Annotated in this window: 21 protein-coding genes and 1 riboswitch; of the genes, 10 read left to right on the top strand and 11 right to left on the bottom strand. The window is 58.0% G+C overall.

What is annotated here, in order from left to right; genetic code table 11:
• Positions 1–29: 29 nt before the first annotated feature.
• Positions 30–2,045, top strand: coding sequence for an excinuclease ABC subunit UvrB (gene uvrB, locus O1721_RS10900; RefSeq protein WP_023303330.1), 2,016 nt, complete (start codon positions 30–32; stop codon positions 2,043–2,045).
• Positions 2,046–2,123: 78 nt separating this feature from the next.
• Here uvrB and yvcK read toward each other — a convergent pair whose 3' ends face one another.
• Positions 2,124–3,032, bottom strand: a complete 909-nt coding sequence (yvcK, locus tag O1721_RS10905) for a uridine diphosphate-N-acetylglucosamine-binding protein YvcK (RefSeq protein WP_017384936.1) — start codon at positions 3,030–3,032, stop codon at positions 2,124–2,126.
• Between the two features lie 226 nt (positions 3,033–3,258).
• A riboswitch (molybdenum cofactor riboswitch) is annotated at positions 3,259–3,392 on the top strand.
• Between yvcK and moaA the strand changes: the two genes are divergently transcribed.
• The 6 genes from moaA (at position 3,380) to O1721_RS10935 (ending at position 6,853) form a co-directional block, all read left to right on the top strand.
• Positions 3,380–4,369: a GTP 3',8-cyclase MoaA gene (gene moaA / locus O1721_RS10910; RefSeq protein WP_032647768.1), complete on the top strand. Its 990-nt coding sequence runs from the start codon at positions 3,380–3,382 to the stop codon at positions 4,367–4,369. It overlaps the preceding riboswitch by 13 nt.
• 24 nt (positions 4,370–4,393) lie before the next feature.
• Positions 4,394–4,906, top strand: coding sequence for a molybdenum cofactor biosynthesis protein B (moaB, locus tag O1721_RS10915; protein WP_015571084.1), 513 nt, complete (start codon positions 4,394–4,396; stop codon positions 4,904–4,906).
• A gap of 3 nt (positions 4,907–4,909) precedes the next feature.
• Positions 4,910–5,395, top strand: coding sequence for a cyclic pyranopterin monophosphate synthase MoaC (gene moaC, locus O1721_RS10920; protein WP_017384934.1), 486 nt, complete (start codon positions 4,910–4,912; stop codon positions 5,393–5,395).
• On the top strand, positions 5,388–5,633 hold the full coding sequence (gene moaD, locus O1721_RS10925; RefSeq protein ID WP_003858510.1) for a molybdopterin synthase sulfur carrier subunit: 246 nt from the start codon (positions 5,388–5,390) through the stop codon (positions 5,631–5,633). The genes moaC and moaD overlap by 8 nt, the downstream gene beginning before the upstream one ends.
• 1 nt (position 5,634) lies before the next feature.
• Positions 5,635–6,087: a molybdopterin synthase catalytic subunit MoaE gene (gene moaE, locus O1721_RS10930; protein WP_015571082.1), complete on the top strand. Its 453-nt coding sequence runs from the start codon at positions 5,635–5,637 to the stop codon at positions 6,085–6,087.
• 58 nt (positions 6,088–6,145) lie between these two features.
• On the top strand, positions 6,146–6,853 hold the full coding sequence (locus O1721_RS10935; RefSeq protein WP_015571081.1) for a Bax inhibitor-1/YccA family protein: 708 nt from the start codon (positions 6,146–6,148) through the stop codon (positions 6,851–6,853).
• Between the two features lie 126 nt (positions 6,854–6,979).
• On the opposite strand, the gene O1721_RS10940 is transcribed toward O1721_RS10935, so the two are convergent.
• The 3 genes from O1721_RS10940 to O1721_RS10950 are packed head-to-tail and all read right to left on the bottom strand — an operon-like array spanning position 6,980 to position 9,938.
• A complete protein-coding gene (locus O1721_RS10940; protein WP_015571080.1) occupies positions 6,980–7,942 on the bottom strand; it encodes a lysylphosphatidylglycerol synthase domain-containing protein in 963 nt (320 codons plus the stop codon).
• The gene (gene clsB, locus O1721_RS10945; protein WP_015571079.1) at positions 7,942–9,180 is read right to left on the bottom strand and encodes a cardiolipin synthase ClsB; all 1,239 of its coding nucleotides are present in this window, start codon (positions 9,178–9,180) and stop codon (positions 7,942–7,944) included. Before clsB ends, O1721_RS10940 begins: the two co-directional genes overlap by 1 nt.
• Positions 9,177–9,938: an endonuclease/exonuclease/phosphatase family protein gene (locus tag O1721_RS10950; RefSeq protein WP_017384933.1), complete on the bottom strand. Its 762-nt coding sequence runs from the start codon at positions 9,936–9,938 to the stop codon at positions 9,177–9,179. The genes clsB and O1721_RS10950 overlap by 4 nt, the downstream gene beginning before the upstream one ends.
• 133 nt (positions 9,939–10,071) lie before the next feature.
• Between O1721_RS10950 and O1721_RS10955 the strand changes: the two genes are divergently transcribed.
• On the top strand, positions 10,072–10,482 hold the full coding sequence (locus tag O1721_RS10955) for a YbhQ family protein (RefSeq protein WP_003858499.1): 411 nt from the start codon (positions 10,072–10,074) through the stop codon (positions 10,480–10,482).
• Here the strand turns inward: O1721_RS10955 and O1721_RS10960 are convergent.
• Genes O1721_RS10960 through cecR form a run of 5 tightly spaced genes read right to left on the bottom strand, consistent with a single transcriptional unit; the run spans position 10,444 to position 16,132 of the window.
• Positions 10,444–11,550 carry an ABC transporter permease gene (locus O1721_RS10960; RefSeq protein WP_017384932.1) on the bottom strand — a complete coding sequence of 369 codons (1,107 nt, stop codon included), beginning with the start codon at positions 11,548–11,550 and terminating at the stop codon, positions 10,444–10,446. The genes O1721_RS10955 and O1721_RS10960 overlap by 39 nt on opposite strands.
• Before the next feature lie 57 nt (positions 11,551–11,607).
• On the bottom strand, positions 11,608–12,741 hold the full coding sequence (locus O1721_RS10965; RefSeq protein WP_023296150.1) for an ABC transporter permease: 1,134 nt from the start codon (positions 12,739–12,741) through the stop codon (positions 11,608–11,610).
• Positions 12,731–14,470: an ATP-binding cassette domain-containing protein gene (locus O1721_RS10970; protein WP_032668742.1), complete on the bottom strand. Its 1,740-nt coding sequence runs from the start codon at positions 14,468–14,470 to the stop codon at positions 12,731–12,733. The genes O1721_RS10965 and O1721_RS10970 overlap by 11 nt, the downstream gene beginning before the upstream one ends.
• Positions 14,463–15,458, bottom strand: coding sequence for a secretion protein HlyD (gene hlyD / locus O1721_RS10975; RefSeq protein ID WP_032647772.1), 996 nt, complete (start codon positions 15,456–15,458; stop codon positions 14,463–14,465). The genes O1721_RS10970 and hlyD overlap by 8 nt, the downstream gene beginning before the upstream one ends.
• Positions 15,455–16,132 (bottom strand): transcriptional regulator CecR, encoded by a 678-nt coding sequence (gene cecR / locus O1721_RS10980; RefSeq protein ID WP_003858489.1) that lies wholly within the window; start codon positions 16,130–16,132, stop codon positions 15,455–15,457. Before cecR ends, hlyD begins: the two co-directional genes overlap by 4 nt.
• Before the next feature lie 204 nt (positions 16,133–16,336).
• Between cecR and rhlE the strand changes: the two genes are divergently transcribed.
• Entirely contained in the window at positions 16,337–17,719 is a 1,383-nt protein-coding gene (gene rhlE, locus O1721_RS10985) for an ATP-dependent RNA helicase RhlE (protein WP_017693771.1), read from the top strand.
• A gap of 97 nt (positions 17,720–17,816) precedes the next feature.
• Entirely contained in the window at positions 17,817–19,994 is a 2,178-nt protein-coding gene (dinG, locus tag O1721_RS10990) for an ATP-dependent DNA helicase DinG (RefSeq protein ID WP_032647773.1), read from the top strand.
• Here dinG and O1721_RS10995 read toward each other — a convergent pair.
• Complete coding sequence (locus tag O1721_RS10995; RefSeq protein ID WP_017693769.1) at positions 19,981–20,484, bottom strand: fimbrial protein; 504 nt, start codon at positions 20,482–20,484, stop codon at positions 19,981–19,983. The two genes, dinG and O1721_RS10995, sit on opposite strands and share 14 nt — an antisense overlap.
• A gap of 5 nt (positions 20,485–20,489) precedes the next feature.
• Positions 20,490–21,479: a fimbrial protein gene (locus tag O1721_RS11000; RefSeq protein WP_032647776.1), complete on the bottom strand. Its 990-nt coding sequence runs from the start codon at positions 21,477–21,479 to the stop codon at positions 20,490–20,492.
• Between the last annotated feature and the right edge of the window lie 18 nt (positions 21,480–21,497).

The following is a 21,497-nucleotide window of genomic DNA, read 5'->3' on the forward strand; positions in this document are numbered from 1 at the left end:
CCGCTTATTCTGTCATCAGGTCGTCGCCCATGAGTAAACCGTTTAAACTGAATTCTGCTTTCCGTCCTTCCGGGGATCAGCCCGAGGCTATTCGTCGCCTGGAAGAGGGGCTGGAGGACGGGCTGGCGCACCAGACCCTGCTGGGGGTTACCGGTTCGGGCAAAACCTTCACCATTGCCAACGTCATTGCCGATCTCCAGCGTCCGACGATGGTTCTCGCGCCGAACAAAACGCTGGCGGCGCAGCTGTATGGTGAGATGAAAGAGTTCTTCCCGGAAAACGCGGTGGAGTATTTCGTCTCCTACTACGACTACTACCAGCCGGAAGCCTACGTTCCCAGCTCCGACACGTTTATCGAGAAAGATGCCTCGGTGAACGAACATATCGAGCAGATGCGTTTGTCGGCGACCAAGGCGTTGCTGGAGCGTCGTGATGTGGTGGTGGTGGCCTCGGTGTCGGCGATCTACGGCCTGGGCGATCCGGATCTCTATCTCAAGATGATGCTGCACCTGACGCAGGGGATGATCATCGATCAGCGTGCGATTTTGCGCCGTCTGGCGGAGTTGCAGTACACCCGTAACGATCAGGCGTTCCAGCGCGGGACCTTCCGCGTGCGCGGCGAGGTGATTGATATCTTCCCGGCGGAGTCGGACGATATGGCGCTGCGCGTGGAGCTGTTCGACGAAGAGGTTGAACGCCTGTCGCTGTTCGATCCGTTGACCGGTCACGTCGAGTCGGTGATCCAGCGCTTCACCATCTACCCGAAAACGCACTATGTAACGCCGCGCGAGCGTATTGTGCAGGCGATGGAAGAGATCAAAACCGAGCTGGCGGACCGCCGTAAGGTGCTGCTGGCGAACAATAAGCTGCTGGAAGAGCAGCGCCTGAGCCAGCGTACCCAGTTCGATCTGGAGATGATGAACGAGCTGGGCTACTGCTCCGGCATCGAAAACTACTCGCGCTACCTCTCCGGGCGCGGGCCGGGCGAAGCGCCGCCGACGCTGTTTGACTACCTTCCGGCGGACGGCCTGCTGGTGATCGACGAATCCCACGTTACGATCCCCCAGATCGGCGGGATGTACCGCGGTGACCGCGCGCGTAAAGAGACGCTGGTGGAGTACGGGTTCCGACTGCCGTCAGCGCTGGACAACCGTCCGATGAAGTTTGAAGAATTTGAGGCGCTTGCTCCGCAGACCATCTACGTATCGGCGACGCCGGGCAACTACGAGCTGGAAAAATCCGGTGATGACGTGGTGGACCAGGTGGTGCGTCCGACCGGGCTGCTGGATCCAATTATCGAGGTTCGTCCGGTGGCGACGCAGGTGGACGATCTGCTCTCGGAAATACGTGCCCGTTCCGCCATCAACGAGCGCGTGCTGGTTACCACGCTCACCAAACGTATGGCGGAAGATTTGACGGAGTATCTGGAAGAACACGGTGAGAAGGTGCGGTATCTGCACTCGGATATCGATACCGTGGAGCGTATGGAGATCATCCGCGATCTGCGTCTGGGCGAGTTCGACGTGCTGGTCGGTATTAACCTTCTGCGAGAAGGGCTGGATATGCCTGAGGTGTCGCTGGTGGCGATTCTGGACGCGGACAAAGAGGGCTTCCTGCGTTCCGAGCGCTCGCTGATCCAGACCATAGGCCGCGCCGCGCGTAACGTCAACGGGAAGGCGATCCTGTACGGGGATAAAATCACCCCGTCGATGGCCAAAGCGATTGGCGAAACGGAACGTCGTCGCGAGAAGCAGCAGCGCTACAACGAAGAGCACGGCATCACGCCGCAGGGGCTGAACAAGAAGGTGGTGGATATCCTGGCGCTGGGTCAGAACATTGCGAAGACCAAAGCGAAAGGCCGCAGCAAGGCCCGTTCAGTGGTGGAAGAGGATACCGTCGCGCTGACGCCGAAAGCGTTGCAGCAGAAGATCCACGAGCTGGAAGGGCAGATGATGCAGCACGCGCAGAACCTGGAGTTCGAAGAGGCCGCGCAAATCCGCGATCAGCTGCATCAGCTGCGGGATCTGTTTATTGCGGCATCGTAGTTTTTTGCCCGGTGGCGTTTTCTCCCTCTCCCTGTGGGAGAGGGCCGGGGTGAGGGCATCAGGCCGCACAAAACGAACCTAACCTAATGCCTGAATCGCCTTCTCCAGCGCCTCGCGCAGCAGATGGCGGTCGTGGCGATATTTAATATCGCTGGCTTCCAGCGGCTCCTGCACCACCACGCGATCGCCAATCCCCGATACATCCACTTTCGGCCCGACCACGACACCATCGATAATTTTCTTACCAACGTACTGTTCCATCAGGTCCAGCTTATCCGCCAGCGACAGGCTTGCCGCCGCCGGGCTGAGTTCGCGGCCTAAATTACCGATATAGACCATGGGCGCAGGCGTTCTGCGCAGCGCCTGCGCCAGCTCTTTCACCAGCAGGATCGGCATCAGGCTGGTATAAAAACTTCCCGGCCCAATCAGGATCAGATCGGCCTCGGCAATCGCTTCTACCGCTTCACGCGTTGCGGGTACGCTGGGGTAGGTCATTAGCTCTTTTGGCGGAAGAAGAAGCTGGTCGATATTCACTTCACCATACACTTCGTGATCGTCGGCATCGATCGCCATTAAATCCACCGGCTGTTCGGACATCGGGATCAGGAATGCATCCACCTTTAACAGGTTACGAATTAAATTGATCGCTTCCAGAGGGCGCACGCTCAGGTGATCCAACGCCTTTAACATCAGATTTCCAAGGTTATGGCCTGAAAGTTCACCATTTCCGCCAAAACGGTACTCAAACATTGCCGAGGCCACGCTTGGCTCCGTGATGAGCTGGTTGAGGCAATTGCGCATGTCACCCCAGGCTATCCCGCCTTCAGCACGTCGGATCCGCCCGGTTGAGCCGCCGTTGTCCGTTGTTGTCACGATGCCCGTCAGGCGCGAGCCCAGTGACGATAACGACGACATCACTCGTCCCAGACCGTGACCTCCGCCAAGAGCGACCACACGGTCCAGATCCGCAAAAGTGCGATTGCGCATACCTATTCCTTATCCTGTTAAGCTTGCGTCACAGTAACGCAACTACTCCTAAAAGACGATGCCTCTCACAAACCATAATGACGTATATCAATGCGAAAGCGCTGTTTTTGCGTATTCTGTAGTGAAAATGCACGATAACATCGTTATATATAAATTTATATAGCGAAAAGCGACAATGGCGAAGTGGCGATTTCCACGCTACTATCGCCATAACCCCGTTTTCAAAACTGAAAACATACACTCTAGCCCTGGCGCCTGTGTCGAGAGATATGGCGCCCTGGCCGTGGCGGATTTGCCACCAGGGTACAGAAAGAAATGACTGTGCCTCCCGATCTGGAAAGGTGTACATGGCTTCACAACTTACTGATGCTTTCGCGCGTAAGTTTTTCTACTTACGTTTGTCGATTACCGACGTGTGTAACTTCCGTTGCACCTACTGCCTGCCCGATGGCTACAAGCCGGGCAGCGTCACCAATAATGGCTTTCTCTCCGTGGATGAAGTACGCCGCGTCACGCGCGCGTTCTCTGAACTTGGCACGGAAAAAGTGCGTCTTACCGGGGGAGAGCCCTCCCTGCGCCGTGATTTCCCTGACATCATTGCCGCCGTGCGTGAAAACGAACGTATCCGCCAGATCGCGGTGACCACCAACGGTTACCGCATGGCGCGTGACGTGGCGAACTGGCGCGATGCGGGGCTGACGGCGATCAACGTCAGCGTCGATAGCCTGGACGCCCATCAGTTCCACGCCATTACCGGCCAGGATAAGTTCCAGCAGGTGATGGACGGCATCGATGCCGCGTTCACCGCCGGTTTCGACAAGGTCAAAGTCAATACCGTGTTGATGCGTGATGTGAACCACCATCAGCTGGACACTTTCCTGGCGTGGATCAAACCGCGCCGCATTCAACTGCGTTTTATTGAGCTGATGGAGACCGGGGAGGGTAGCGAGCTGTTCCGTCGCCATCATATCTCCGGCATGGTTCTGCGCGACGAACTGCTGAAACGCGGCTGGATCCACCAGATCCGCCAGCGCAGCGATGGCCCGGCGCAGGTCTTTTGTCATCCGGATTATGAAGGCGAAATCGGCCTGATCATGCCCTATGAAAAAGACTTCTGTGCCAGCTGCAACCGCCTGCGCGTCTCCTCCGTCGGCAAGCTCCATCTTTGCCTGTTCGGGGATGGCGGCGTCGATCTACGCGATTTGCTGGAAGATGACGCCCAGCAGGACGCGCTTGAAGCACGTATTTCCGAGGCGCTGACGCACAAAAAGCAGACCCATTTCCTGCATCAGGGCAACACCGGCATTACTCAGAACCTGTCCTATATCGGCGGGTAATCAGGCTTTAGAAGGAACCAGAAGATGAGTCAGGTAAGCGCGGAATTTATCCCGACACGCATTGCTATTCTTACCGTTTCCGAACGTCGTGGTGAAGAGGATGATACCTCTGGCCACTGGCTGCGCGAGGCGGCACACGAAGCCGGACACCAGATTGTTGATAAAGCGATCGTCAAAGAAAACCGTTACGCCATTCGCGCTCAGGTCTCACAGTGGATTGCGGGTGATGACGTCCAGGTGGTGCTGATCACTGGCGGCACCGGCTTTACCGCAGGCGACCAGGCACCGGAAGCGCTGCTCCCGCTGTTCGATCGCGAAGTGGAAGGCTTCGGCGAAGTGTTCCGCATGCTCTCCTTTGAAGAGATTGGCACCTCTACGCTTCAGTCCCGTGCCGTCGCGGGGGTGGCGAATAAGACGCTGATCTTCGCCATGCCGGGGTCGACCAAAGCCTGCCGCACCGCGTGGGAAAACATTATTGCCCCGCAGCTGGATGCCCGTACCCGTCCGTGTAATTTTCATCCCCATTTAAAGAAATAAGCTATGTCACAACTGACCCACATAAACGCCGCTGGCGAAGCGCATATGGTGGATGTCTCCGCCAAAGCCGAAACGGTGCGCGAGGCGCGTGCTGAAGCGTTCGTCACCATGCTGCCGGAGACGCTGGCGATGATTATCGACGGCAGCCATCACAAGGGTGACGTGTTTGCCACCGCCCGCATCGCCGGTATTCAGGCCGCTAAACGTACCTGGGACCTCATCCCGCTCTGCCATCCGCTGATGCTCAGCAAAGTGGAGGTAAATTTGCAGGCGCAGCCGGCGCATAACCGTGTGCGTATCGAGTCCCTGTGCCGCTTAACCGGGAAAACCGGCGTGGAGATGGAGGCGTTGACGGCGGCCTCCGTGGCGGCGCTGACCATCTACGACATGTGTAAAGCGGTACAGAAAGATATGGTGATTGGCCCGGTGCGTCTGCTGGCAAAAAGCGGCGGCAAATCCGGTGATTTTAAGGTGGAAAGCCATGATTAAGGTGCTCTTTTTTGCCCAGGTCCGTGAGCTGGTCAATACCGACAGCCTGACGCTGGACGGCTCTTTCGAAAATGTCGCCGCCCTGCGTGCGCATCTGGCGGCGCAAGGCGACCGCTGGGCGCTGGCGCTGGACGAAGGCAAACTGCTGGCCGCCGTGAACCAGACGCTGGTGGAGTTGACCCACCCGCTGGCCGATGGGGACGAAGTGGCCTTCTTCCCGCCGGTCACAGGGGGTTAAGATGACGGAAACCCGAATTCTGGTCGGCCATGAGCGTTTTAACGTGGGCACGGAATATGACTGGCTGGCCGGGCGCGACGAAGACGGCGCGGTCGTGACGTTTACCGGGAAAGTGCGTAATCATAATCTCGGCGACAGCGTAAAAGCGCTGACGCTGGAGCACTATCCGGGAATGACCGAAAAATCGCTGGCGGCCATTGTGGAAGAGGCGCGAGGCCGCTGGCCACTAGGGCGCGTTACGGTTATCCATCGCATCGGCGAAATGTGGCCCGGCGAAGAGATTGTGTTTGTCGGCGTCACCAGCGCCCATCGCGGGAGTGCTTTTGCGGCGGGGGAGTTCATCATGGATTACCTTAAAACCAAAGCGCCGTTCTGGAAGCGTGAAGCGACGCCGGAAGGTGAGCGCTGGGTGGAATCACGCGACAGCGATAAACATGCCGCCAGCCGTTGGTAGTTGGTTTACGCGGATGTGTTACTCTTAACGTGTGTGTTTACTTAATCAGGAGTGAATCATGGACCGATTTCCGCGTTCCGATTCGATAGTTCAGCAGACCCGTAGCGGGCTGCAAACCTACATGGCTCAGGTGTATGGCTGGATGACGGTTGGCCTGCTGCTTACCGCGTTTATCGCGTGGTATGCGGCAAATACGCCTGAACTGATGATGTTTATCTTCTCAAGCAAAATCACCTTCTTTGGGCTGATTATTGCGCAACTGGCGCTGGTGTTCGTGCTCTCCGGGCTGGTGCACAAGCTCAGCGCGGGTATGGCGACCACGCTGTTTATGCTCTATTCGGCGCTGACCGGGCTGACGCTTTCCAGTATTTTCATCGTTTACACCTACTCTTCCATCGCCAGCACGTTTGTGGTGACCGGCGGGATGTTCGGTGTGATGAGCCTGTACGGTTACACCACCAAACGTGACCTGAGCGGCTTCGGCAACATGCTGTTTATGGGGCTGATTGGGATTGTGCTGGCGTCGCTGGTGAACCTGTGGCTGAAGAGTGACGCGCTGATGTGGGCGGTGACCTATATCGGGGTGGTGATCTTCGTGGGCTTAACCGCTTACGATACCCAGAAGCTGAAAAACATCGGTGAACAAATTGATGTTCGCGACAGTTCAAATCTGCGCAAATACTCGATTCTGGGCGCGCTGACGCTTTATCTGGACTTCATCAACCTGTTCCTGATGCTGCTGCGTATCTTCGGCAACCGTCGCTAGTTATTTCCCCCTCACCCTAACCCTCTCCCTCAGGGAGAGGGGATTGCACGGTGCGGGCTTTTCTCCCTCTCCCCGTGGGAGAGGGCCGGGGTGAGGGCATCAGACCGCAGCGCTACCCGACACAACTCACTTCGCCAACATCCTCTCGTTCTTCGCGCGCAGCTTCTTCGCCCGACTCTCCAGCACCAGATAACAGACCGTTGCCAGCGCCAGCGGCAGGAAGTAGTAGATCATGCGGTACGCGAGCAGGGCGGCGATAATCGTCCCGTGAGACACATGCTCCCCCGCAAGCAGCGCGATAAACACCGCCTCCAGTACGCCAATACCCGCCGGAATATGCACAATCACCCCGGCAATACTGCTTACCAGCAGCACGCCCAGCACGAAGAAGTAGTTCACATCTTCGCCAATCAACAGCCAGATAATGGCCCCCATCGCCATCCAGTTAGCGCTGGAAACCACCATTTGCAGGACGGCAAACTTCCATGACGGCAGCACCAGCTTCTGGCCTTTAATGGTCATGTGACGACGTTTGGCAAAGGCGCAGGCCCACAGGTAGGCGGCGATGATCAGCAGCAGTACGATGCCCAGGATGCGCAGGGTAGCCTCATCGATGTACCAGTGCGCAGGCAGCTGCACCACGCCGATGGTGAAAATCACCCCGCCCAGCAGGATATACCCCAGCCAGTTGGTGGTGATGCTTAAGGAGAAAATACGCGTGATGGTGCCGCCCGGTAAGCCAAGGCGGGAGTACAGGCGATAGCGCATACCAATCCCGCCCACCCAGGTGCTCAGCGTCAGGTTAAAGGCATAGCAGATGAATGACACCAGCATAACCTGCCGTTTGGCAAGCTTATGCCCGCAGTAGGCACGTCCCAGCAGGTCATAGCAGCCGTACATCAGGTAGCTCACAATCACCAGCCCAACGGCCCCCAGCAGGACTGTCCGGTTGTAGTTGCGAATAACTTTCCACACCTCTTCCCAGTCCACCTTTTGGGCATACACCACCAGCAGGACCGCGACGGCAATGAAGAACAGCCAGGTCAGGATTTTTTTCGCCAGCCGCCAGCGAGGATGAGATTTCGACATCAGGTTTTCCCTCCATCTTCCGCCTCTACGCGGTCCTGGGTTTCCATTTCGGGTTGCACAGGCGGATCCACCAGCGCCAGTTTCGGCGTATGCGCGGGCAGCCAGCCCACCATGGCCGGGAAGTGGCGCAGGAAGTGGAACACCACCACGCCGATGCCCACGTTCCACCAGCTCCGTTTCGGCACCATGGACTCATCCACACGCACGCAGTCTTTATTGATAAGACCCTGAAGGTTATCGCGCAGGGTCTGATTAAACTGGCGATCGTGGATGATCAGGTTCGCTTCCAGATTGAGCGATAAGCTCAGCGGATCGAGGTTGCTGGAGCCAACGGTCGCCCAGTGGTCATCCATCACGGCGACTTTGCCGTGCAGCGGGCGGCGGCGATATTCATAGATCTGCACGCCGCTTTTGACCAGATAGCGATAGAGCAGACGCGCGCCGACCTTCACAATCGGCATATCGGGCTCACCCTGCACGATAAGCTTCACGCTCACGCCGCGTCGGGCCGCGTTGCGCATGGCGTGCAAAATCCGGTAACCGGGGAAGAAATAGGCGTTGGCGATAATCACCTCACGCTTCGCATTCGCCAGCATCTTCAGGTAATGACGCTCGATATCGTCCCGGTGCTCCTCGTTATCCCGCCAGACGAACAGCGCCTGCGCCTCGCCGGGCTTGCGGTTCTCTTCCGGGCGATGACGGCGTCGCCACCAGCGGCGAGCGGCCTCTTTGCCGGGTAAGTTTTCCAGCACGAACAGCTGGATGTCCTGAACCACCGGTCCTTCGATACGGATCGCGTAGTCCTGTTTAGCTTCGGGACCGTAATCCGACATATGCTCGGCGGAGTAGTTAATGCCGCCAACGAAGGCCACCGTTTCATCCACCACCACAATTTTGCGGTGCATTCGGCGGAACAGGTTGGTGCGCATGCCGAACAGACGCGGGCCGGGATCGTAATAGCGGAACACCACACCTGCGGCGGTGAGCTCGTTAACAAATTCGTCGCTGAGATCCGGCGAACCATATCCGTCGAGCAGAACCTCGATTTTTACACCGCGACGGGCGGCATGCAGCAGTGCGCTGTGCAACTGCCTGCCCACATCGTCTTCAAACCAGATAAACGTTTCGAGAAAGACTTTCTGCTGTGCGTGGCTAATCGCCTCAAAAACCGCCGGATAAAAGTTATCGCCATTTTCCAGCAGCGTAATACGGTTACCTTCCTGCCATGTGCATTTCATAAGTGAATCTCCGCGCTGAGTGGGGCATGGTCGGAGAGATGTCGCCAGTTGAGTAAAGCCAGCGCAGTCGGGCTGCTGGCGTGGGCATTTTTTACGTAAATGCGGTCAAGGCGCAGTAGGGGGAAGCGCACCGGAAACGTCCGCGCGGGACGACCGCGTGAGCGGGTAAAGATCTCCTCCAGCCCCGCCTTCACCTTCAGCGGATGGTTGGCCCGCTGTCGCCAGTCGTTGAAATCACCGGCCACCACGACGGGCTCGCCCTCCGGCAGCGCATTGGTCCAGTCTGCCAGCATCTGTAGCTGGGCCTGACGGTGGGCTTCACGCAGGCCAAGATGAACACAGCCCACATGAATGGGAAAATCGAGCGCCGGGGGGGTGATACGACAGTATAACAGCCCGCGTTTTTCGCTCTCGCCAACGGAGACGTCGCGGTTCTCATAATGCTCGATAGGAAAACGCGACAGCACCGCGTTACCGTGATGCCCCTCCGGGTAGACCGCATTGCGCCCGTAGGCGTAATCGCTCCACATGGTATCCGCCAGAAACTCGTAGTGGGGCGTGTCGGGCCAGTTTTCGAAATGCATAGGGTGCACTTCGTGCGCGCCCATGACCTCCTGGAGGCAGACAATATCGGCGCTGACGGTGCGCACCGCGTCGCGCAGCTCCGGTAAAATGAAGCGGCGGTTAAATGCTGTGAAGCCCTTATGAATGTTTATCGTCAGCACCTTAAGCGAGAAATGCTGCGTTTTTTTGCTCATAAACACCTTCCTGGGTGACTATCCCGATGAAAATAAAGTGTAGTAGGCGTCACAAAAAGATGCGGCGTTACGGAATTTTCCGTAAAGTGCGGTAGTCTGAATTAGCAGAGAAAAATCCTTCAGGAGAGAAGCCATGAAGTGGCAACAACGCGTTCGTGTCGCAACCGGTTTGAGTTGCTGGCAGATAATGTTGCATTTACTGGTCGTGGCCGTACTGGTGATGGGCTGGATGAGCGGCACGCTGGTGCGTGTCGGCTTAGGGTTATGCGTGGTTTACGGCGTGACCGTGCTGTCGATGCTGTTTTTACAGCGTCACCACGACGCGCGCTGGCGTGAAGTGGGTGATGTGCTCGAAGAGCTCACCACCACCTGGTATTTTGGTGCGGCAATGATCGTCCTGTGGCTGTTGTCACGCGTGCTGCAAAACAACCTGCTGCTGGCCCTGGCGGGTCTGGCTATCCTCGCAGGGCCTGCGGTGGTGTCATTGCTCACCAAAGAGAAAAAACTACGCGATGTTTCGTCTAAACATCGCATAGGCCACTGAGCCCGTTGTGGCCGCGATGACCAGTAGCGGCCACAAACTTCCCCATACAATATCCAGACTCGCATCCTTCAGATAGATTTGCTTGGTGATATCCGTGAAGTGACGAATCGGGTTTATCCACGTCAAATCCTGTAACCACACCGGCATGTTCTCCACTGGCGAAACGTACCCTGAAAGCAAGATCGCCGGCATCATAAAGACAAACACCCCGATAAACGCCTGCTGCTGCGTTGAGCAGAGCGCGGAAATCAGCAGCCCAAACCCCACCAGCGACAGGCCGTAAATTACCATCGTGAAGTAAAACAGCGCCAGCGATCCGGCAAACGGGATCTGGTACGCCCATATTCCCACTCCCAGCACGATGGTGGCCTGGAACGTCGCGACAATCAGTGCCGGCACCGCCTTGCCGACAAATATCTGCCAGGTGGCGAGCGGTGAGACCAGCAGCTGATCCAGCGTACCTTGCTCACGTTCGCGCGCCACGGACAGCGAGGTGACAATCATCACGCCAATGGTGGTGATCATGGCGATTAATGACGGCACCACAAACCATTTATAGTCCAGGTTCGGGTTGTACCAGTTGCGCACCACCAGCTCGCTGTTGTTGGGTTTGGGTTTGCCTGCCATCAGCTCCTGCTGGTAATCCTTCACCACCTGTTGCAAATAGTTCGCCGCAATCTGGGCGCTGTTGGAGTTACGTCCGTCGAGGATCAGCTGCATCGGCGCGGTCTGGAATGTGTCCAGGTTGCGGGAGAAGTCCGCCGGGAAGCGCACCAGCAATAATGCTTTCTGCGTGTCGATGGTGGGCTGGATCGCCTGCGGGCTTTCCAGAAGCAGGACATGGGTAAAGGCTTTGGCGCGGGCGAAACGCTGCGTCAACTCGACGGAATGCTTGCCGTTGTCTTCGTTGTAAATGGCGATGGTGGCGTTGGTGACCTCCAGCGTGGCGGCAAACGGAAACAGTACAACCTGAAGCAGCACCGGCAGCACCAGAATGGCGCGGGTCTGCGGCTCGCGCAGCAAGGATTGCAGCTCTTTGCGGATCAATGTCCATAAACGGTGAAACATCGCGTCGTCCTCCTGTCGGGTGGCGCTTGCGCTTACCCGACCTACAAAATCCGATGGCTAATCTAATCTTCTTTTCGTTTTCATCCACGTCAGCCCGATAAACATCACCGCCGACGCCAGCAAAAACAGGGTGTTGATAATCAGCACCACCGGAATATTTCCCGCCAGGAACAGGCTTTGCAGGGTGCTCACAAAGTAGCGCGCCGGAATGATGTACGTCACGGCGCGGATCACCGCCGGCATACTGTCTATCTGGAAGATAAAGCCGGAGAGCATAATCGACGGCAGGAAGGCGGCATTAAGCGCCACCTGCGCGGCGTTAAACTGGTTGCGGGTGATGGTGGAGATGAGTAGCCCCATCCCCAGCGTGCTGAGCAAAAACAGGCTGGTAATAAAGAACAGCAGCACCAGCGAGCCGCGGTACGGCACGCCAAGAATAAATACCGAGACCAGCATACAGAGCAGCATCGCCAGCATGCCGAGGAAGTAGTAGGGAATCAGCTTGCAGAGCAGCAGCTCGACGCGCGTCACTTCGGTCGAGAGCAGCGCCTCCATGGTGCCGCGCTCCCATTCGCGGGCGATCACCAGCGAGGTGAGGATCGCGCCAATCACCGTCATGATGATGGTGACCGCCCCCGGAATAATAAAATGCTGGCTAATGGCGGCGGGGTTAAACCAGTAGCGCGTCTGCACGTCAATCAGCGGTTCAAACTCCTCCCCCCGGTCTTCGGCGCGCTGCATCTGCCAGAGCTGCCAGATACCCTCCGCGTAGCCCTGCACGAAGTTGGCGGTGTTCGGCTCGCTGCCGTCGGTGATCACCTGAATTGGCGCATCGGCGCCCGGGCGTGCCATATTGGCGGCAAAATCGACCGGAATGACGATCAGACCGCGAATTTTTCCGGCCTGCATTTTCTGGATCAGTTCCTGCCGGTTGTCGCTGATGGTGGCATCGATGTAGGGCGAGCCGGTCATGGCGTGGGTGAAGTCCAGCGCCTCTTCGCTCTGCTGCTCCAGCAAAATCCCGACCCGCAGCTTGCTGGAGTCGAGGTTAATCCCGTAGCCGAAAATAAACAGCAGCAGCAGGGGGATCACCACCGCAATCAGCCAGCTGCTGGGGTCACGCACAATCTGCCGCGTCTCTTTGACGCACAGGGCGCGCACCCGGCGCCAGGAAAGGGTGTTACTGCGCATGAGTATTCTCCTTATCCCAGTCTTGGATGAGGGTGATAAACGCCTGCTCCATGGTCGGGTCTGGCTGCGCGTCGTCGGCGGCCTGCGCTTTCAGGTCATCCGGCGTGCCGTGGGCAATCAGCTTGCCGCGATAGACCAGCCCGATGCGGTCGCAATACTCTGCCTCGTCCATAAAGTGGGTGGTGACCATCACGGTCACGCCTTTTTCCACCATGCTATTGATATGCAACCAGAATTCTCGGCGGGTGAGGGGGTCCACGCCTGAAGTCGGTTCATCAAGAAACAGGATATCCGGCTCGTGCATCAGTGAGCAGGCCAGCGCCAGCCGCTGCTTAAAGCCGAGCGGCAGCTCGTCGGTGGCGTGGGACGCAATGTTGGTTAACGCGAAGGCGTCGCTCATGCGGCGGATTTTTTCGTTCTGCGCCCGCCCGCGCAGGCCGTACACGCCGGAGAAAAAGCGCAGATTCTGCTCGACCGTCAGGTTGCCATACAGCGAAAACTTCTGCGCCATATACCCGAGATGCTGGCGCGCCTTGCCGGAGCTGACTTTCAGATCCATATCCAGCACCAGCGCTTTGCCGGAGGTTGGTACCAGCAGGCCGCACATCATTTTAAAGGTGGTGGATTTCCCCGCGCCGTTCGGCCCGAGCAGGCCAAATATCTCGCCGCGCTTCACGGCAAAATTGACGTTATCGGTGGCGGCGAAATCGCCGAATTTTTTGGTGAGCGATTTCGCTTCAATGACCGTTTCGCCCGGCGTGCCTTCCACCGTGTGCAGGATGGCGCCAAGCGGTGATTCTGAGGTTCCCGCCCCGCCCAGCAGATCGATAAACGCATCTTCAAAGCGCGGCGCGGTCTCTGTCATGTCGATCTCTGGCATACCCTGCGCACGGCGGATATCGTCGGCGGTAGTCTCTTTTTTGAGGATCACGCGCACCGAACGGCCCTGAATCATCCCGTCGCTCACCTGCGGCAGCTTCAGTACCCGTTGCAGCAGCTTGCGGTTGGACTCCTGCGCGCTGTGCAGCAGAAAACTGCGCCCGGCCATGGTTTGCGTCAGCTCGGTGGGTTCGCCCTGATAGAGCAGTTCGCCTTCATTCATCAGCAGCACGTCGCGGCACTGCTCTGCTTCATCAAGGTAAGAGGTACTCCAGAGGATCAGCATGCCGTCACCCGCCAGCTCGTGCACCATCTGCCACAGCTCGCGGCGGGAAATCGGGTCCACGCCCACGCCGGGTTCATCCAGCAATAGCACCTTCGGTTCGCCCACCAGCGTGCAGGCCAGCCCCAGCTTCTGCTTCATCCCGCCGGAAAGTTTGCCCGCCAGCCGGTCGGTGAACGGGCCGAGGGAGGTAAACGCCAGCAGACGCTGGAAGGTTTTCTGCCGGGTTTCGCCGGTAACGCTGCGCAGATCGGCATACAGGTTGAGGTTTTCCATTACCGTCAGATCTTCGTACAGACCAAACTTCTGCGGCATATAGCCGAGCATGCCGTGGAGCGCCGCGTCGTCTTTGATCGGATCGAGGCCAAGCACGCTGGCACTGCCTTCATCCGGCTTCAGCAATCCCGCCAGCATCCGCATCAGCGTGGTTTTACCCGCGCCGTCCGGCCCCACCAGCCCGGTCACATAGCCTTTCTGAATCGTACAATTCAGCGGTGCGACTGCCGGTTTGGCCATTCCCGGGAAGCGTTTGACCAGATTGTTGAGCTGGATAACCGCATCATTCATGTCGTTCCCCGTCGTTTAAGGTCACGGTAACAGGCATGCCCTGACGCAGCGCGTCGTCCGCATCGGTGACGATGATGCGCAGGCGGTACACCAGGTCGGTACGCAGGTCCGGGGTTTCAACGGTTTTTGGCGTGAACTCGGCGGTAGGGGAGACGAAGCCCACTTTGCCGTGATACGGCTTGTCCGGGCGACCGTCGGTATAGAGCAGCAGTTCGCGGCCCGGCTGCATCTGGCCAAGATTTGGCTCATCAATGTAAGCGCGCACCCACACCGGACGGGTTAATGAGAGCGTTAACACGGTGCTGCCCGCGCTGAGCATGCTGCCCGGCTCCACGGCGCGGGTCATCAGCGTGCCGTCAGACGGGGCGACTAACGTGGTGTCGTGCAGATCCAGCTCCGCCTGGGCTAACTGCGCCTGCGCCTGCTCAAGGCTGGCCTTCGCCTGGGCAATGTCCTGCGCACGGTTACCGGTGCGGTACTGGCTTAGCTTATCCTGGGCAGATTTCAGCGTCGCCTGTGCCTGGTCGCGGGATGAGCGCGCGTTTTCCAGGTCGTTGGCGGAAATAGTACGGCTTTTCCATAAGCCTTGCTGACGGTTATAGAAATTCTGCGCATAGTCATAGGCGGCTTTTGCCTGCTTAACGGCAGCGGCCGCCTGGGAGATCTCTTCGTCACGGTAGCCCGCCAGCATCAGGTCGTATTGCGCCTGTGCGACGGAGACGCCTGCTTTTGCCTGCATCAGCGCGTTCTCAAACGGGGCTTTGTCCAGCATTCCCAGCGTCTGCCCGGATTTGATGGCATCGCCTTCGTCAACGTTCAGCGAGGCCAGCCGTCCGCCGACGCGGAAGCTCATGTTCACGGTGCGGATATCCACGTTGCCGTACAGCGTCAGGCCACGATCCTGCTGGCTCTGATACCACAGCCAGCCACCGATTCCCGCAGCAAGTAACACAACAACCACCAGAATGATGGCGACAGGTTTTTTCATGACTTCTGGCTCCTTTGCGTTAAGCCTTGCAGGATCAGATCAACGTGACAGGTAATGACCTGGCTAATTTGCGCGGCTTTATCCTCATCGAATTGTGTCCAGCCCGTACGTAACAGGATGGTCTCACGCCCCAGACGGAAGGCGAGCACTTCGCCCAGCAGGGCGTGGGTATGCAAAATGGTGTCGGTATCGCTGGCGTCCCGTCCGGTATAGGCGGCGATCAGCCGGGTCAGATGGCTGTGCATCGGGGCGATCACCTGATCGTGCACCAGCTGGTACGCGGCAGTGGGGGAGAGCTGCTCGCGGGAGATAAATTTGCTCAGGTTCAGCGTATCGTCGTGCGTCAGCAGGCGGATCATGTTGTGACAGGCGTTAAGGATCAGCTGGCGGATGGCAGCCCGGTCAGGCTCTGGCTGGCTGAACAGCGCGGTGGCTTCTTCCACGTGCGGGCGAAAGCTGGTGCCGATAAAATCCGCGATCCACTGGGCGCAGGCGAGGTATAAATCCTCTTTTGAGCCAAAATAGTAGGTGATGGCCGCAATATTCTGCCCGGCCTGAGCGGCGATATCCCGCGTGGTGGCATGCAGACCATACTCGCCAAACTGCGCCAGCGCGGCGGCGATAAGCTGACTTTTCGCCTGTTCGCCTTTGGTTGTCGTTGGGGTTGTATTCATAGCTGCATTAAAAATTAATCAATCGATTGATTAAGATTATGCCTGATTTGCGCAAACGTCGAGTCATGGCCGGGGATATTTTATGCGCCACGTCACAAAAGCTGCTACACTCCGCTCCTTCGCGACATTGTGGTTTTTGTCCTTCTATTCGTTATATCTCCCTGAAAACTACACCTGTGATGGTCGGGGCGGTTCGGAGTTTTTATGTCTTTTGATTCCCTTGGTCTGAACCCGGAAATTCTGCGCGCCATCGCAGAGCAGGGCTACGTTGAGCCAACCCCTATCCAGCAGCAGGCCATTCCGGCCGTTTTGCAGGGCCGTGACCTGATGGCAAGCGCGCAGACCGGTACCGGTAAGACCGCAGGCTTTACCCTGCCGCTGCTGGAGCTGTTGGTAAAAAACCAGCCGCACGCCAAAGGCCGTCGTCCGGTGCGTGCGCTGATCCTCACCCCAACCCGCGAACTGGCGGCCCAGATTGGCGAGAACGTGCGTGAATACAGCCGCTACCTCAACATTCGTTCGCTGGTGGTTTTCGGCGGGGTAAGCATTAACCCGCAGATGATGAAGCTGCGCGGCGGCGTGGACGTGCTGGTGGCAACGCCGGGGCGTCTGCTGGATCTGGAACACCAGAACGCGGTGAAGCTCGATAACATCGAAATTCTGGTGCTGGACGAAGCCGACCGTATGCTGGATATGGGCTTCATCCACGATATTCGCCGCGTGCTGGCGAAGCTGCCGACGCGTCGTCAGAACCTGCTCTTCTCGGCAACCTTCTCCGACGAGATCAAGGCACTGGCGGAAAAGCTGCTGCATAACCCGCTGGAAGTGGAAGTCGCGCGCCGCAATACCGCCTCCGAGCAGGTGACGCAGCACGTGCACTTTGTGGATAAGAAGCGCAAGCGGGAACTGCTCTCCCAGATGATCGGCCAGGGCAACTGGCAGCAGGTACTGGTCTTTACCCGCACCAAGCACGGCGCTAACCACCTGGCGGAACAGCTCAATAAAGACGGTATTCGCAGCGCGGCGATCCACGGCAACAAGAGTCAGGGTGCGCGTACCCGCGCGCTGGCTGATTTTAAATCCGGCGACATACGTGTGCTGGTGGCAACCGACATCGCCGCCCGTGGCCTGGACATTGAAGAGCTGCCGCACGTGGTGAACTACGAGCTGCCAAACGTGCCGGAAGACTACGTGCACCGTATCGGCCGTACCGGCCGTGCGGCGGCAACCGGGGAAGCGCTCTCTCTGGTCTGCGTGGATGAACACAAGCTGCTGCGCGACATCGAACGCCTGCTGAAGAAAGAGATCCCGCGCATTGAAACCCCGGGTTATGAAGTGGACCCGTCGATCAAAGCTGAGCCAATTCAGAACGGTCGTCAGGGCGGCGGTCGCGGTCAGGGCGGCGGCGGTCGCGGTCAGCAGCCGCGTCGTGCCGAAGGTGGCGCGCCGAAATCTTCGGGCAAACCGCCGCGTCGTAATAACGACAGCAAACCAGCCGGTGAAAACCCGTGGCGTAGCGGCGAAGGGAAACCGGCAGGCGAGGGGCAGCGCCGACGCCGCCCGCGTAAACCTGCTAACCCGCAGTAATCTGGAAGCCCGGTCGTAAAGCCGGGCTTTTCTTTTTGCGGCAGCGAAGAGAAAGTGCCACAATAGTGGCTGTTTATACAGTGTTTCAGGTTTTCCAATGGCTTTAACCGCTGCGCTCAAGGCGCAAATTGGCGCATGGTATAAGGCGCTACAACAGCAGATCCCCGATTTTATCCCCCGAGCCCCGCAGCGGCAGATGATTGCCGACGTGGCGAAAACGCTCGCCGGGGACGACGGGCGACATCTGGCGATTGAAGCCCCGACCGGCGTCGGGAAAACCCTGTCGTATCTCATTCCCGGCATTGCCATCGCGCGGGAAGACGACAAAACGCTGGTGGTCAGTACCGCTAACGTGGCCTTGCAGGATCAGATCTTCAGCAAAGATTTGCCGCTGCTGCGCAAAATTATCCCCGATTTACGGTTCACCGCCGCCTTTGGTCGCGGGCGCTACGTCTGCCCGCGCAATCTGGCGGCGCTGGCCAGCAGTGAACCCTCCCAGCAGGATCTGCTCGCGTTTCTTGATGACGAGCTGACGCCAAACAACAAGGCGGAGCAGGAGCAGTGCGCAAAGCTAAAGGCCGATCTCGACGGCTACAGGTGGGACGGCCTGCGGGATCACACCAGCCAGGCGATCGGCGACGACCTGTGGCGCAGGCTCAGCACCGATAAAGCGAGCTGCCTGAACCGCAACTGTCACTACTATCGCGAGTGCCCGTTCTTTGTCGCCCGGCGTGAGATTCAGGAAGCGGAGGTGGTTGTCGCCAACCATGCGCTGGTGATGGCTGCCCTGGAGAGTGAAGCGGTCCTGCCGGAGCCCAAAAACCTGCTGCTGGTGCTGGATGAAGGTCATCATCTGCCCGACGTGGCGAGGGATGCGCTGGAGATGAGTGCGGAAATTACCGCCCCGTGGTTTCGCCTGCAACTCGATCTGTTCTGCAAGCTGGTGGCAACCTGCATGGAGCAGTTCCGCCCGAAAACCACGCCGCCGCTGGCGGTCCCGGAGCGGTTGAGCGAGCACTGTGAAGAGGTGTACGGCCTCATCGCCTCGCTGAATAACATTCTCAACCTGTATCTCCCCGCCACCCAGGAAGCGGAACACCGCTTTGCGATGGGGGAGTTGCCGCAGGAAGTGATGGAGATTTGCCAGCAGCTGGCGAAGCACCTTGAAAAGCTGCGCGGGCTGGCGGAGATGTTCTTAAACGATCTCAGCGAGAAAACCGGTACCCATGACGTGGTGCGCTTGCACCGCATTCTGCTGCAAATGAACCGCGCGCTGGGCATGTTTGAGGCGCAGAGCAAACTCTGGCGGCTGGCCTCGATGGCGCAGGCATCCGGGGCGCCAGTGACAAAGTGGGCCACCCGCGAAGTGCGAGACGGGCAGGTACATCTGTTCTTCCACTGCGTGGGCATCCGCGTGGCCGATCAGCTGGAAAAGCTGATCTGGCGCAGCGTGCCGCACGTGGTAGTGACGTCGGCGACCCTGCGTTCACTGAACAGCTTCTCAAGGTTGCAGGAAATGAGCGGCCTGAAAGAGAAAGCGGGGGACCGTTTTGTGGCCCTGGACTCGCCGTTCAACCACTGTGAGCAGGGCAAGCTGGTGATCCCGCGCATGAACTATGAGCCGCTTATCGATAACGAAGAGCAGCATATTGCGGAAATGGCGGCCTACTTCCGCGAGCAGGTTGAGAGTAAAAAATACCCCGGTATGCTGGTGCTGTTTGCCAGCGGCCGCGCGATGCAACGCTTTCTGGAGCACGTCACCGATCTGCGCTTACTCCTGCTGGTGCAGGGCGATCAGCCGCGCTATCGGCTGGTGGAAACCCACCGTAAACGCATTGATAACGGCGAGCGTAGCGTGCTGGTGGGGCTACAGTCCTTTGCGGAAGGGCTGGATTTAAAAGGCGACTACCTGACGCAGGTGCATATCCATAAAATCGCTTTTCCGCCCATCGACAGCCCGGTGGTGATCACCGAAGGCGAATGGCTGAAAAGCCTTAACCGTTATCCGTTTGAAGTGCAAAGCCTGCCTGCGGCGTCGTTTAACCTGATCCAGCAGGTCGGGCGCTTGATCCGTAGCCACGGCTGCTGGGGCGAGGTGGTGATTTATGACAAACGCCTGCTTACCAAAAACTATGGCCAGCGGCTGCTGAATGCGCTGCCGATCTTCCCGATTGAGCAGCCGGACGTGCCGGAGGTAAAAAAACGCCCGGCAAAACCCTCTGCCGGGCGTACAAAAAGCATCCGTGCAAAGAGGCGCGGTCCTACTGGTAAGTGAATGTCACCTGAATCACGCTGCTGAACGTCCCGGCAGTGACGGGCATTGAGGTGGCGTAGTAGCGTGCGGACAGAGGAAAGGTTGCCGTGTGGTCGCTCGGATTGATGGCGGCGTTAAAGGCGGCCTGCGGGGCAATCAGTATTTTGTCCTGTCGGTCTGCCAGCTCCAGCGCCAGTCCCTTTGCGCTACCGATATTGGCAAATTTGGTCGGATGCACGCTGTCTGCCTGGCCATAGAAAAAGGCCGTGGCAAGCGCCAGCGTGGCTGGGCAGTGCGATACTGACAGGGAAAAGTCTTTCCACTCGCCGGTATCCCCCACGTCTCTAAAACTGCCCGACACCGCCTGGCCTAAGTCCACCGTCAGGTTGCGGCTGGCGCTGTCAATAACGCAGGTATTGGCGTAAATATTTCCCGTCATCTGGATCTGAATGTCGTCTGCGTGAGCCCGGGCCAGTAAGCCCACCGCCAGAAACGCGATTGTCTTTTTCATGTTTGTCACTTATAGGCGAGAGTGATGGTTGCTACGGTGTTGGCGGGGCCGGGCGTCACCACATCGCTGGTCTGCTCGTAGCGAACCTGAAAGGGGATATCCAGCGTTTCATTGGCAACGGCCTGGCTTTGGGTGTTGACGTAGGAGTCAAAGGTCGCGATATGGTCATCAAACAGCATTCTTACCCCGACGCCCCTTGCCATGCCCGTCTGCTTCGTCAGTTTGACCACTCCCTCAAATGCCGTTTCGTACCCGTTAGCACTGGTGATTTTTAGCTCAGGCTGAACGGTTGTGTCACAGTTAACGGTGATATTAAACGTCTGAGCGGGGCTGGATAAAAACCCCACGCTCATAAAATCACTGACGGGAAAATCGCCCAAATTAACGGTGAGATTTTTTGGCGAAACAGAGCAGGTGACCTGATGCAAAATGACGTTACCTGAATACGCAATATGGTTAGGGCTGCCGATCCCTTCATGGCCAAAAACGCCAATGCCGAATTCGGTCTGAGACTGCACCAGCGTGCCGGATGTCACGGCGTCGCTTGTTTTCACCAGTTCAAGCGTGACGTCAAAGTTAAACGACTGTGTGCCATCGGTAGAAACATAGGCAACAGGCGTTCCGCGTGAATCGCACTGTACTCCGCCGGCTCCGCTGATTCGCTGACCCTGATCGTTCATTAGTGCGACCCCAATCCCCGGTACGCCGGAATCATAAACGCCCCTGAGCCCAGGAATTTCCGCGCCGGTGCCGTAGTAGCAGGAAACAATTTCCAGACCGCTGTCGATACTCTGATCGCAGTGCCCGGCAACATGAACGCTTTGCTCTGTACCCGGGATAGTTGCGCCAACGGCCAGCGTCGTCGGGACAGAGATGGAGGCCACGTTAATCATTTTGGGCAGATCCGGCGTGGTGCAGGTCGCCTTCGCATGCGGCATAAATAACGCGGCGGTTCCCAGAACCAGTAAGAAAAAGCACTGTTTAATCATTTGCATAATCGTTAGCCTGAACGG

Source organism: Enterobacter cloacae complex sp. HYC033_NIDB (assembly GCF_056673335.1).